Origin of the sequence: Pseudoalteromonas citrea, from assembly GCF_000238375.3 — a bacterium.
Classification (GTDB): Bacteria; Pseudomonadota; Gammaproteobacteria; order Enterobacterales; family Alteromonadaceae; genus Pseudoalteromonas; species Pseudoalteromonas citrea.
The window spans coordinates 376712-390273 of sequence record NZ_AHBZ03000015.1; the positions used below are offsets into that span (position 1 = coordinate 376712).

A 13562-nucleotide genomic window follows, 5' to 3' on the forward strand; every position below is an offset into this window, starting at 1 on the left:
ATTCCAACTCCTCAAATAGCTTCTTCATCTAGTTCACCAGTACGGATCCGCACTATTTGATCTAAATCGTAAACAAATATTTTTCCATCCCCAATTTTCCCTGTATGCGCAGCCTGTGTTAATACATCCACAACACGCTGAGCATTTTCTGTATGCGTAGCAATCTCTAACTTTATTTTGGGTATAAAATCCACTTGGTATTCAGCACCACGATATAATTCCGTATGACCACGCTGGCGCCCAAATCCTTTAACATCGACCACCGTCATCCCTTCTACGCCTAAATCAGCAAGCGCTTCTCGTACTTCATCCAATTTAAATGGTTTTATTATTGCACTTATCATTTTCATTGTTAGTCCCCTTAGGACAGGCTTATCCTGTACACTGGGGTAATCCAACCTTTATGCCATAATTTTTTATTGTTTAATTTGAAAAACTTAACATATTAAATATTACGATGCGCATAAAAAATGCACCATCGAGGTGCATTCTATTTGTTTATGTTCTGAACTGGTGCGTTAATTGTGAACTACGACACAATTACGTTGCCGTGCCTTGGCTTGATAAAGGGCCTTATCTGCTGCCCGCATTATTTGACTTAATGAGCCATGATTGCAAAAAGCTAAGCCAATGCTCACCGTACTAAATAGTGTTTCTCCATTTATATCAAATTGCGTTTTTTCTAACCTAGAACGAAAATCATTCATTACCCGCTCTGCAACTTGCATATCATTGCCCGGTAATACCACCGCAAACTCTTCTCCACCTATGCGCGCAACAGTACAATGATTAAAAGCACTTTTAAGTAACTCAGCAACTTGAGTTAAAACAGAATCGCCTCCCTCATGCCCATATTGATCATTAATACTTTTAAACAGATCTAAATCAAGCAGCGCCAATATATATTGGTCAGGTTTTGACTTGAATAATTTTTCAGCTTGCTGACAAAAAAAGCGGCGATTATATAAACCGGTTAAATAATCCCGATGCGCATACTCTTTTATTTCCGCAATGAGGTTTAATTGCTCCATCGTTTGCATAATACGGCAATGGAACTCTTCATTCATAAATGGTTTTGCTAAAAAGTCATTCGCGCCAAATTTAATAAATTTAGCCGATAAACCATGGCTACCCGCACCTGACAAACCAATAATTGCCAACTCATCTCGGCCTCGATTATTTCTAATGGCTTTAACCAACTCAAATCCATCCATCGTTGGCATGGCATAATCAGTTAAGAGTAATTTGATCTCATAATCTTCTTTGAGCATGTGCAATGCTTGCTCACCGTCTTGAGCTTCAAGTACAGTAAACAGCTGCTTTTCAAGCATTTGGCGCATTACTGCTCGGCTGATCATCGAGTCATCAGCAACCAATGCTTTACAGCCTTGATTACGCAGCAGGCGAGAAACCAACTTCACAGCATATAAATATGAATCACGATTGTCTTTGATAACATAATCAACCACACCGAGTTCAAGCATTTGCTGGCGGCTGTATTCATCAATCTTTGACGTGAGCACAACGGTCGGTACATTTTGTCGTAGCGTATGCTGAACAACTTCTCCATCCATTGCATCGGGTAACGTCAAATCAACCAATGCTAATGTATATTGGTGCTTACTTAAGTATTCTCGACTTTCTTTTAAAGACCACGCAAAGTCAATTTCGACTTCTAAATATAAGCTGGATAAATGACGCAGCACTTGCTGTACCACTTTACTGTCTTCAACAATTAACACTCTTTGCATGGTAACGAGGCTCTATAACTACTAAGAGAAATGGGACGATTCAAGGATTTAAGAGACTAAATACTTTAATACGACATAATAAAGTCGTAAATATACGCGATTTTTGTTACAAAAAAAACCACAAACGCGTTACAAATTACAATCAATTTAGCATTTATACCTAGGTCAATTTCATTAGAAGCAATGGTCTCATCATGCGGCTATTTAAACTCAAATCCTTTGCAATATACAAAATATTCCTCTTTAATTAATCAATTGCAAAACATAGGATTATTATGAAACCCATTACAATCTTGCTATTTATACTTGCGTTTGCTTGTCATAGCATCAGTGCCAACGAGCATGCACGAATCATAGACATTGATAGTCACGTGATTACTAAGCATAAAGCGACCATTAATGATCAAAAGCTCAGTTATACCGTTAATACCGGTACCCAACCAGTATGGGATAATGAAGGTCAGCCTATTGCAACCTTACACTATACCTATTACAAAAGAGATAAAATCAAAGACGACAGTAAACGGCCTTTATTGATCTCCTTCAACGGAGGCCCAGGTTCCGCATCAGTATGGATGCATGTTGCTTATACCGGACCTCGCGTACTTAACATTGACGAAGAAGGTTACCCAGTTCAACCCTATGGTTTGCAAGATAACCCTTTTTCTGTGCTTGATGTGGCAGACATTGTTTTCGTGAACCCAGTTAATACTGGCTATTCTCGAGTACTCCCCAATAAAGATGGTAAAATGCCGAGTAAGGCAGAGCAAAAGAAATTGTTCTTTGGTGTAAATGCCGATGTCACGTATTTAGCAGAATGGTTAAACACCTTTGTAAACCGTCACAACCGCTTTCGCTCTCCAAAGTTTTTAATCGGTGAAAGCTATGGTACAACTCGTGTTTCAGGATTAGCTCATGCATTGCAAAATCAGCAATGGATGTATATTAACGGCGTCATTTTAGTCTCACCGACAGATATTGGTATAAAGCGTCAAGGCCCAGTAAAAGCGGCAAATAGACTCCCTTATTTTGCGGCAGCCGCTTGGTATCACAAAGCATTAGACTCAGAGCTACAAAACCAAGATTTATTAGATGTTTTATCAGAGGTCGAAAAATATACCATTAATCAATATTTGCCAGCGCTTGCTAAAGGGGCATTTATTAGTGAAAAAGAAAAACAAAAAACCATTGCGCAAGTAGCTAAATACAGTGGCCTATCGGAAAAATTTGTAGCGCAAAATAATCTCGATATTCCTAATGACGCATTTTGGAAAGAGCTATTACGCGATAAAGGCTATACATTAGGTCGTCTTGATTCTCGTTACTTAGGTATTGATAAAAGAGATGCCGGATCACGACCTGATTACTGGCCTGAACTAACCTCTTGGTTGCATTCATTCACCCCTGCAATTAATTATTACTTAAGAGAAGAACTGAATTATAAAACCGACGTAAAATACAATATGTTTGGCAACGTCCGCCCGTGGGATCGCAGTAACAATAATACAGGTGAGCAATTGCGATTAGCGATGGCACAAAACCCGTACTTAAACGTTATGATCCAAGCCGGTTACTATGACGGAGCGACGAACTACTTTGATGCCAAATACACCCTATGGCAACTCGATCCAAGTGGTAAAATGCGCGATAGGCTCAGCTTTAAAGGGTATCGCTCAGGTCATATGATGTATTTACGTCGAGCTGATTTGGAAAAGTCTAACCAAGAATTACGCGAATTTATAAAAGCGTCATTACCAAGCCCAGAACAGGCCGCTAAATACTAAGCAATTTAGCACCGCAAAGGCGTAATCATATTGCGCCTTTCTCTTTTTTGTATTCATAAATTCTCTTCGAATATTCGCGCTGTGTCGTGTGCTTTGATAATATCGCTTTTTTAAACATCTTTAGGGGCGTAAAGATGCAAGGTACTTTGAGCAAATTAAAAGCACAATTGACCAATCCTATCCAATATCAGCTACCCGTTGGTGAAGAACTCATTAATTTAAACGACTTTATTGGTAAAACAATCACATTGACTCACACGGGTAATATTTTCTGTAGTAACTGTGGGAAAAAAACCAAAAAAAGTTACTCGCAAGGCCACTGTTTTGTATGCATGAAAAAGCTCGCGAGCTGCGATATGTGTATTATGAAGCCTGAAACTTGTCATTATGATCAAGGGACATGCCGTGAGCCTGAGTGGGGTGAGAATAACTGTTTTGTTCCTCATTATGTCTATCTAGCCAATACATCAGGTTTGAAAGTGGGTATAACACGCCATACGCAGATCCCAACACGCTGGATAGATCAAGGCGCAACACAAGCATTACCCATTTTTAAAGTACAAACCCGACTACAGTCAGGGCTGGTTGAAGTCGCCTTAGCTGAGTTTATTGCCGATAAAACAAATTGGCGTAATATGCTTAAAGGGGTAAGCGTTGATGCTGATCTTAAAGCCGCAGCAGCGGAGTTGATCCCACAGATCCAAGCTAAATTAGATGAACTTGCAGAGCTATTTGGTGCAACGGCCATTGAAAAGCTCGATGAAGATGTTATCGATTTATCGTTTCCAGTCGAGACATTTCCAAGCAAAGTCACCTCATTTAACTTTGATAAAAACCCTGAAGTCAGCGGCGTACTTCAAGGTATTAAAGGTCAATACCTTATATTCGATACTGGCGTGATCAATATTCGTAAGTTTACTTCTTATGAAGTGAGCTTTGCTGAAGTATAAAAGTTAACCCAATTATCTGCAGTCAGAGGTTTGCAAAACAAATAGCCTTGTAATGTATGACAGCCCAGTTTTTGTAAGAACTGGCGCTGCTCTGGCTTTTCAACACCTTCAGCGACAACATGCAGATTCAGCGCTTTAGCCATCGCTATAATGGCGCTGACAATTTCACTGTTTCCATACTCATCTGGGATTTTTGCGATAAAACTTGCGTCAATTTTTAGGATATCAATCGGTAGTTTAGTTAAGTAACTTAATGCCGAGTAACCGGTGCCAAAATCATCTAGTGCAAGCGAAACACCTAAGCTCTTTAGTTTTTTCAACTCCGCTTTTGCATCATGCAGATTGCTAATAAAACTACGTTCGGTCAGCTCAATTTCCAGATACCGACCACTCAGACCATGTTTATTTAATGCAGTGGCTACTGTTAGAACTAATTCCCCCTGACACAAGCACTGTGCAGACACATTAATCGCGATACGACGAATATCAATGCCTTGATAACGCCAAAGTGCCATTTGTTCACATGCTCGATTGATCACCCATTGATCTAACTTGATGATCAGCCCGAGCTCTTCAGCCAATGGAATAAACTGTGCTGGGGAGATCATACCTAAATTAGGATCCTGCCACCGAAGCAAACACTCAACACTATTGATACGACTGCTAACCAAGCACTGTAACGGCTGAAAGTATAATTCAAATTCATTATTATCTAACGCGTTTTGAAAACGGCTCAACATAGATAAACGTTCCAACGAACGTGCATTCATTGACGCTTTATATAACTGAAATGAATTTCTACCTATTTCCTTCGAACGATACATAGCAACATCAGCATGTTTCAGTAACGCTTCACTTTCTATGCCATCCTCTGGGTAAATCGCAGCACCAATAGAGGCGGTTGCTGCCACACAGATCTCTCCCAATTCAAAAGGGAGGCTCAATTGCTGAAGAATGTGATTGGCGAAACGTACTACACTGTCAATTTCTTTGACTTCTGTCATCAAAACAACGAACTCATCGCCCCCAAGGCGCGCCAAAGTATCGCCTTCTTTTAACATACCCTTTATGCGCTCGCTGACGTGTATTAATAGTTGATCTCCTGCACTGTGTCCCAATGAATCATTCACTTCCTTGAAACGATCTAAGTCGATAAACATTACAGCTAGGGTTTGTTTATCTCTATGTGCACTTGCTAGTGCCATAGATAATCGATCATGAAACAAGCGCCGATTGGGCAAGCTCGTCAGCTCATCAAAGTACGCCAACCGCGCTATTTTTTCTTCAGCATTCTTTCGTTCGGTGATATCACTAAAAATCGCAGCATATAATACATCTTCGCTATAAGGCTCTTTGATCTCTATGATCGTCAACCACTCAACATAGACATCACCACCTTTCTTACGATTGCAGATCTCCCCTTGCCATACACCTTTGTCACTGAGCTGCGCCCACATCTGTTGATAGTATTCTTCAGTGTGCAGCCCTGAACTCAGCATACTGGGATCATGACCAAGGACTTCATAATCTTGGTAACCCGTCAGAGCACTAAAAGCAGGGTTAACTTGAATGATCTCACCAGAACTACGCGTGATCATAATGCCATCTAAAGATGCATCAATGATCCGGTTGGCCAAGTATAAGTTCTTTTCCGATTTCCTTAACGCTATATCTCGTTGAACCAATACCTTTTCAAGTTCACTACAATACGCTGTTTCTATTTCAGTCAGCACATTTTTTAATCCTAACAAACCGATCACCGCATCACTATCCGGCTCTTTTACAACTAAGTGCCTAATTGATTTGGTAGTCATCAGTCTATATGCATCAAATAGGCTGTCTTTTGGCGTGACATAGTGCATTGGATGAGTCGCCAATTGCCAACAGTGCATTGTCCAATCTGGGTTGAGCACCATGTAGGCAATATCACGCTGTGTAATAATGCCATATTGTTCTAATACCTCGTTATGCACCAGCACAGCCGTGACAGTGTTGGTTTTCATCATATCAATTGCATTTGATATACACTCATCACTTTTTAGTATGTAAACTTTTCGTTCAAAATGTTCTTCTATCGGTCTAAAATGCAAATAATGATCAAGCCCTTGATTACGAACAATATCAGAAAGTGACACAACCCCCACCGCCTGATTTTGCTCATCTTTTACTAACAAATGACGAATGCCTAATTGATGAAACTTAATCGTCGCTTCTCCTAGCGTTTTATCAATACGTACATCGTGTACAGGCTGCGCCATTAAGCCACCAATAGGTGTTTGAGTGAAATTAGGGTTTGCAAAGTTTAATTTTACGCAGTCTGATTCAGTCCATATTCCGACAATTTCATCATCATCCAATACAAATATGGCACTGACCTTATGTGCCCTCATTTGCTTTACAGCATCAATTAAGGGTGTATGACATCCACAAGATACTAATTGATTAGAAAAGATATCTTTAACTTGTAATTGGCGGTTATCAGTTTCCATCAGCTCGACCTCGCTTTTTAGCACTGCGAACCAGTATAATATTGCTCACCATCTATACTTTGATTGAAAACAAAAAATGTCAATAAAGCACTACCCCATACTACTTATCATACATGACGATATAGAGCTTATTGAAAATCAGGATACGCTTAAAGAATCTACTTATGGCATTGATAAAAAAGAATTTAAGGATATTTTCGTGATTTATGAGAATGGCGAGTGCTACTCATTAGATACACAACAGCACGAGCCTTTTTGTTTAGTAAAACTAACCAAACTAGTGCAACAGTCTCTTATTGACGAGGGCCATTGCTGTGTAGAAAAGGTAAAAATAATAGATACGCGCCAGGCATTTCATTTACTGCAGGGATCAACTTAGCCACTGCGTCGATATTTAGCCGTTTACCAATGCTTTTATATGCGTTACGGCGCTTCGCCCGAGCGAAGACAGATCATAGCCCCCTTCCAAATAGGAAATGATCCCCAACGCGCCTGAGTCTCTCACAAAATTGATCACCTGCTCAGTAAACCATTGATAATCTGATTCAATAAATTTTAAGCTACCCATTTCATCTTCTAAATGCGCATCAAATCCTGCACTTATCAAGATCAATTGTGGTGAAAAGGACTTCAGCTTAGGCAACCATTGCTGTTCGTACAATGCGCGAAGATCATTGCCGTCACTGGCAATCGCTAAAGGTGAATTCAATACTGAATCGGTGTTTTCAATTACTGTATTTGGATAAAATGGATATTGAAATAACGAGCAAAACAACACATCTGGGTCAGACTTAAAAATATCTTGGGTCCCATTACCGTGATGTACATCAATGTCAAGAATCGCGATACGCTCAATACCCTGTTGTTTTGCATACGCCGTGGCTATTGCCACATTATTAAACACACAAAAACCTGCTGAGGTATGTTGGTTAGCATGGTGCCCTGGTGGACGTACATTACAAAATGCTGCATCTAAGTTACCAGCTAAGATCTCATCAACCGCTAAAATCCCAGCTCCCACAGCACGTTCAATGGCTTTGAAAGAATCAGGGCAAAGCCAAGTATCACCGTCTAGCTCCGTTAACCCATGCTCAGGCAGTTGAGTTAAAACTCGGTCTATAAGAGCGTGATCATGTACCAACGCAATATGATCAAGCGTGGCTGAAGGCGCTTGCTTTTGCGACACAGCAATATCGAGCCCAGATGCCAACAACCTATCTGATATGGCATCTAAACGAGCTGGGCATTCAGGATGATCAGCGATCATCTTATGCTTGCGACAATGAGGGTGACTGATCACAGCGGTGCGCATCTTAGATCCTTTCTAAAAACTTATACACAATAAAATAATATGTACAAAGTGTAGCAAAGCTTATGTCGCCCTACTTTGCTACTTTGGTGTAATGAATACAAACTCAGTTTTTATTTAGCCGTCAAGCTTAGATCATGAAAATCAAAACTAAAATCTGAAATATCAGGGTTCACAAATTCCATTGTGGCCGATTTTACTTGCTGGGTTTTGTCAAAAACAAAATCAATATAGGCATCTGCCTCAAGTAGCCTTTCGTCCCATCGCACCACAAAACGATTTCCCGAGACATGCTCTAATTTACCTTTGAGCATTTTAGTATGCGTAAAGTCAATACGCAGTTCACCCACTAACTCTTCAATAATTACATCACCATACCAATCACTTTTTAATGTACCGGTGTAATACTGTGCTGGAAAAGCTTTTCGGATCTCTTTAGGAAATGTAATGCCGGCGTTGGCATATAGCTTAGCTTTTTCATTTTTGTATTCTGTTGCTAATAACGTTACCCAGTCTCTATCCGTTTGCCCTAGTGCATCTTCAAACACTTCATGAATTATCGCAGTCAACGCTGGGTAAGCCTGTTGATTCGAAAGCACCACGACCCCAAGCTTCTTTTCTGGGATCATCGCAACCTGTGAAACCATCCCTAAAATCCCACCACCATGGCCCACTTTTTTATAACCAAAGTAATCCTCAATTGACCAACCTAAACCATAACCCCTAAATTGCTGTCGGTATGCATTAAAAGAAGTGGGTTCTGTCAGGCGCATAATATGCGGGTGCCACATTTGTATCTGATGTTTACTGTTATACAACTGCTCACCAGCTGACGATTTGCCCGATGCGAGTTGAGTAAGTAACCACTTACTCATATCATCAACATTAGACGCAATTGCACCTGCACCTCGAAAGTCTTCTAAGTAATTAACAAAGAATGGAGTCAATTGACCTTTGTCAGGTATATTACCAATCGCCCAGTTAGTATTGTGCTTTGTAATACGCGAGAAACCAGCTCTAGATCCATCCATTTTGAGTGTTTTGAAAATCCGCTGCTCGATGAATTCTCTCCAGCTCATTCCAGATATTCGAGCAACCACTTCTCCTGCAACCACAAACATTAAATTATTATATGCATATTCACTACGAAAACTTGAAGTCGGCGGAATGTACTGTAGTCCTTTAATAATATCTTGCACCGACTTATCCGTATCAGGCCAAATCATTAAATCCCCGGCGCCTAAACCCAAGCCACTGCGATGACTCAATAGGTCTCTGATAGTCATGTGAGCCGTAGCATACTCATCATATAAGCGAAATTCAGGTAGATGCTTAATAACCTTGTCATCCCAGCTTAACTTACCTTCATCAATAAGCATCGCTAACCCAGCAGCAGTAAACGCTTTAGAGTTTGAAGCAATGCCAAATAAGGTGTTTTTATCTACTTTTTTACCAGATGCTAAATCTCTTACACCGTACCCTTTTGACACTACAACTTGGTCATTTTCTACCACGGCAATTGCGATACCTGGCACATTAAATTGTGCCATTGCAGCGTATACAGCATTATCAATATCAGTAATATTCACTTTCGCGGTAGGAGCCGCGCCAAATGAACCCAAGCTCACAGTAAGTAAAGTCGCAGCGACCAATGTATTAAGGTATTTCATTATTAATAACTTCTTTATTTTGTATAGATTGAGAGTTCGATTTCTTTGCGCTGAGTTTGCCTATCAATAACAGACGCTTGCTCCTTGATGCGTGCCAAATAATATGTTGGGAAATTGTGCTCTAACCCGCCGGCATATACATGCTGAACATACCAATCAAACGGTAACTGGTCGGTTATCAAAGTATTGGCAATATAACAATACGCACTCACACATTGACCTGAATTTAATTGAACTGATACTTCTGTGCGGTCGTAACGTACACCTTCAATTTCATCGAGTAATGCTTGTTCGTGCTCATTCAACGCATACACAACGCCAAAAACCTTATCTTTTTTGTTACTGCTCTGATGAATATTGCACTTTGCAGAGCCATCTGTACTGAGCATCGAGAACTGCAACTCAAAACTAGGCAACTGAGCTACCCCCACCTTTTTCGCTAGCGGTAATCTAGCTAATAGTCGCTGACTTGACATATTAGAGCCAAATGCAAAATTGTAGAGGGTTCTTTCTTTCATGACCAAATTCTCTTTAAATAACCACACGAATCGCAAGTGCAATTAAAATGACACCAATCCCTCTGTCGAACCAATGTCCCGCTTTATGAAAAAATGCACGTACTGAACTTTTCGATAAAATAATCGACAAAAATGAAAACCATAACCATGTAGCAACAGCCATATATCCGCCATAAAAGGCTTGCACAACGCTTGGCGTTTCAGCCGATATAACCAAAGTAAATAGTGATAAAAAGAACAAGGTTGCTTTTGGATTAAGGGCATTAACCAAAAAACCTCTTCGCAACGCCGCCAACGGTGACTCAATTTCTGAGTACTCTGCATTCATGGTTTGCGCATCTGTATTCGCTTTGACTCTTAATGCTTGAATACCCATATATGCTAAATACGCACCCGCGACATACTTCAATAGATTAAATGCCGCTTCAGACTGAGACAGCACAATCGCTACGCCTAATAAACAGTACGTTACATGTACCAAAATACCCAAAGCAACACCACCGCTAGTCCATAATGCATTGGTGCGGCCACGTTGCACGCTTTGTTTTAAAACAATTGCAAAATCAGGTCCAGGGCTCGCTACAGCAAAAAAGTGTGCAACCGCTATCAATAAAAACTCATCAAGATAGCCGAGCATGGCGCTGTTCCTCAAGTGCTAATAGTAGCGGGTTAGGAGTATCACTAATGTAGTGTTTAAGTTGCTTTTGTGCTTTTTTATATACGCTACGCAAATGGGGTTTTAAATGCTTTTTACCATCGACTTGTGGTTTAAAGTGGCAGATGAGCGCATGCATAAAGACTGTTTGTGGCTCGGTCAGTGCCGCTTGACGATTCGCATAGGGGTTGTAACATGACCCACATCCCCCTTTAAATTGATATACCGTGTTACTCATCATTACACCGAACCCTAAAAAACAGGCCAAAGCATCACTTGCTGCAGCGACTTGTGCTTCACCTCCAGGTGGCAAAATACCTCGATGGTATATCATCACCGTCGCCAGTGACCCTGCAAAACTTGCAACTAAATCTTGTGGTTGATTAATCTGATTAGGATTATAAGAAAGCTGCATATTAATAGTCGGTGCATTTACCAATTGGGCTTTCTCACCACGAATTTCATCTACGAAGCTAAATTTAGGCATACTTTGCTGTTGCATATGTTGCTGCGGGTTTACCACACTTATGGGCCATGATTGCATGCCTGCATAGTTACTAACCCGTGTAAACACGGTACTGGCCATTTGCTCAACGCTATTGACTTGCTCTGGAAAAAACGTGCCTGTTGGCTCAACTATTTGTGTTTCAGCCATAAAATACTGACCGTCAAACTGCTCACATGCCCATACAAAAGTGTCAATTAACCATTCGACTTCAGAATCGCTTAATAAAGGAGATGATTTAAAAAGTGCCAACATAGTTTATTTTTCCTTATTAGCCCATTTCCACGCATCAGTGCCATATAGTGGCACTGTTGATAATGCATGATGATGGCTGCCACTGGTCTCTTTTGTAGAATACGACAAATAAATCAAGCTACGTGTTGGGGCATCAAATATGCGTCTCACTTTCAGTGATTTAAATAAAATGCTTTTCGAGGTTTTAAACACAATCTCACCGCTCTTTGATAAATTAATTTCCTCTAATTGCTCAGCAGTAATTGGCCCTGTTTGGCGACAGGCAATCGACATATCAGAGGGATCTGAGAAATCAAGATCCGCTTCAACGTGACTAATATGGCAGGTAACACCTGTTACTAAAGGGTCTTGTTGCGCAGAGACTACAACATCTTTGGTAGTAAATAACCCTAAGCTCACTTTAGCAGCATCATCCGAGCAAGCACTCAGTAGACTAACGCATAATACTAGCGCTATCAGTTTGTAATTAACCATTTGGCTTTCCTTCCTAATTTACTTAGTATATTTGGCATTTACGCATAAACTACATAATAAGTCATCATGCCACACCTGATCATCGAACACTCTAACAATTTGCCTATGTCTGAAATGCACTTACTCGACGTATTACACGAAGCGGCGGCATCAACACAACTATTTGACCCTACAACAATAAAATCTCGTGCGATGGCGTTTAAGCACTTCAAACTAGGTAATAATAAATGCGGGTTTGTGCATGTACAGGCCCATATTATCGAAGGGAGAACCGTAGAGCAAAAACAGTATTTAAGCGACACCCTACTTCAACAGTTAGAGACACACTTGCCCGGTCACTATCAGTTAAGTATTCATATTTACGATTTAATGCCACAAATATATCGAAAAAACTGAACTGAGCTATTAGCTATCGTATAATGAAATATGAGTTACATTTTCCTAATGAGTTTATATGAAATTTCCTTGTAGAATCGACAAGTTTGTCAGTCACCTTACTGAATTACCCCGCACCAAAGTCAAAGCGGGTATCAAAAAAAATAAAGTCACTGTTAACGGTGAAATCATTACTAAGTTTGATCATTCAGTAACTTTGAATGACGAAATCACATGGCAAGGAGAACCACTCAAGTATCTAGGAAAACGGTACTTTATGTTAAATAAACCAGCTGGATATGTTTGCGCAAATAGTGATGAGTTACATACCACGGTGTTTGATTTGTTAGATGAAACACACTTAAAAGATTTTCATGTTGCAGGCCGTTTAGATATTGATACAACCGGGCTGGTATTAATGACAAATGATGGCGATTGGTCACATAAAATTACCTCGCCAAAAAAACAAAAATATAAAACGTACCTAGTTGAAACACAAGATATCATCACCTCCGACGCTATTGAACAGCTCCAAACTGGCGTGCAATTACATAACGAAAAACACCCAACTGCTCCAGCAATAGTTGAACAGTTGGCAAGCTACAGCCTACGCCTATCAATTTATGAAGGTAAATATCATCAAGTAAAAAGAATGCTTGCCGCTGTAGGTAATAAAGTCGTTGAACTGCATAGAGAAAATATTGCAGGTATCGCATTAGATGAGAGCTTATCAGCAGGAGAATATCGCCTGCTTACAGATGAAGAAATTAACATAATTAATGCAAAATAGCCTTATTTTACGGGAATATGAGTAAATATCATCTCAT

General features: G+C 40.1%; 14 protein-coding genes. 5 read left to right on the forward strand and 9 right to left on the reverse strand.

Annotated elements, in window-relative coordinates:
• Window positions 1-11 precede the first annotated feature (11 nt).
• Both PCIT_RS09230 and PCIT_RS09235 read right to left on the reverse strand, forming a co-directional pair.
• Window positions 12-350, reverse strand: a complete 339-nt coding sequence (locus PCIT_RS09230) for a P-II family nitrogen regulator (RefSeq protein ID WP_010362823.1) — start codon at window positions 348-350, stop codon at window positions 12-14.
• 168 nt (window positions 351-518) lie between these two features.
• Window positions 519-1751 (reverse strand): GGDEF domain-containing response regulator, encoded by a 1233-nt coding sequence (locus PCIT_RS09235; RefSeq protein WP_010362822.1) that lies wholly within the window; start codon window positions 1749-1751, stop codon window positions 519-521.
• Between the two features lie 275 nt (window positions 1752-2026).
• On the opposite strand from PCIT_RS09235, the gene PCIT_RS09240 reads away from it, so the two are divergent.
• On the forward strand, window positions 2027-3535 hold the full coding sequence (locus PCIT_RS09240) for a S10 family peptidase (protein ID WP_010362821.1): 1509 nt from the start codon (window positions 2027-2029) through the stop codon (window positions 3533-3535).
• A gap of 134 nt (window positions 3536-3669) precedes the next feature.
• Window positions 3670-4485, forward strand: a complete 816-nt coding sequence (locus PCIT_RS09245; protein WP_010362820.1) for a DUF2797 domain-containing protein — start codon at window positions 3670-3672, stop codon at window positions 4483-4485.
• Here PCIT_RS09245 and PCIT_RS09250 read toward each other — a convergent pair.
• Window positions 4458-6974 carry an EAL domain-containing protein gene (locus PCIT_RS09250; protein ID WP_010362819.1) on the reverse strand — a complete coding sequence of 839 codons (2517 nt, stop codon included), beginning with the start codon at window positions 6972-6974 and terminating at the stop codon, window positions 4458-4460. The genes PCIT_RS09245 and PCIT_RS09250 overlap by 28 nt on opposite strands.
• 76 nt (window positions 6975-7050) lie before the next feature.
• Between PCIT_RS09250 and PCIT_RS09255 the strand changes: the two genes are divergently transcribed.
• The gene (locus tag PCIT_RS09255) at window positions 7051-7353 is read left to right on the forward strand and encodes a DUF4144 family protein (RefSeq protein WP_010362818.1); all 303 of its coding nucleotides are present in this window, start codon (window positions 7051-7053) and stop codon (window positions 7351-7353) included.
• A 15-nt stretch (window positions 7354-7368) separates the two neighbouring features.
• Here the strand turns inward: PCIT_RS09255 and PCIT_RS09260 are convergent, their stop codons facing one another.
• The 6 genes from PCIT_RS09260 to PCIT_RS09285 all read right to left on the reverse strand — a co-directional run bounded on the left by PCIT_RS09260 (window position 7369) and on the right by PCIT_RS09285 (window position 12360).
• Window positions 7369-8286 carry a histone deacetylase family protein gene (locus PCIT_RS09260; RefSeq protein ID WP_010362817.1) on the reverse strand — a complete coding sequence of 306 codons (918 nt, stop codon included), beginning with the start codon at window positions 8284-8286 and terminating at the stop codon, window positions 7369-7371.
• A 110-nt stretch (window positions 8287-8396) separates the two neighbouring features.
• Entirely contained in the window at window positions 8397-9953 is a 1557-nt protein-coding gene (locus tag PCIT_RS09265) for a serine hydrolase (protein WP_010362816.1), read from the reverse strand.
• 14 nt (window positions 9954-9967) lie between these two features.
• The gene (locus PCIT_RS09270) at window positions 9968-10471 is read right to left on the reverse strand and encodes a gamma-glutamylcyclotransferase family protein (RefSeq protein ID WP_010362815.1); all 504 of its coding nucleotides are present in this window, start codon (window positions 10469-10471) and stop codon (window positions 9968-9970) included.
• A 13-nt stretch (window positions 10472-10484) separates the two neighbouring features.
• Complete coding sequence (locus tag PCIT_RS09275; protein ID WP_010362814.1) at window positions 10485-11108, reverse strand: LysE family transporter; 624 nt, start codon at window positions 11106-11108, stop codon at window positions 10485-10487.
• Window positions 11092-11886 carry a hypothetical protein gene (locus PCIT_RS09280; protein ID WP_010362813.1) on the reverse strand — a complete coding sequence of 265 codons (795 nt, stop codon included), beginning with the start codon at window positions 11884-11886 and terminating at the stop codon, window positions 11092-11094. Before PCIT_RS09280 ends, PCIT_RS09275 begins: the two co-directional genes overlap by 17 nt.
• A 3-nt stretch (window positions 11887-11889) precedes the next feature.
• On the reverse strand, window positions 11890-12360 hold the full coding sequence (locus PCIT_RS09285; protein ID WP_010362812.1) for a CreA family protein: 471 nt from the start codon (window positions 12358-12360) through the stop codon (window positions 11890-11892).
• A gap of 66 nt (window positions 12361-12426) precedes the next feature.
• Here PCIT_RS09285 and PCIT_RS09290 point away from each other — a divergent pair, with 66 nt between their 5' ends.
• Together PCIT_RS09290 and rsuA are read left to right on the forward strand one after the other, a co-directional pair.
• Window positions 12427-12756, forward strand: coding sequence for a 5-carboxymethyl-2-hydroxymuconate Delta-isomerase (locus PCIT_RS09290; RefSeq protein WP_010362811.1), 330 nt, complete (start codon window positions 12427-12429; stop codon window positions 12754-12756).
• Window positions 12757-12814: 58 nt separating this feature from the next.
• Window positions 12815-13525 carry a 16S rRNA pseudouridine(516) synthase RsuA gene (gene rsuA / locus PCIT_RS09295; protein WP_010362810.1) on the forward strand — a complete coding sequence of 237 codons (711 nt, stop codon included), beginning with the start codon at window positions 12815-12817 and terminating at the stop codon, window positions 13523-13525.
• Window positions 13526-13562 lie beyond the last annotated feature (37 nt).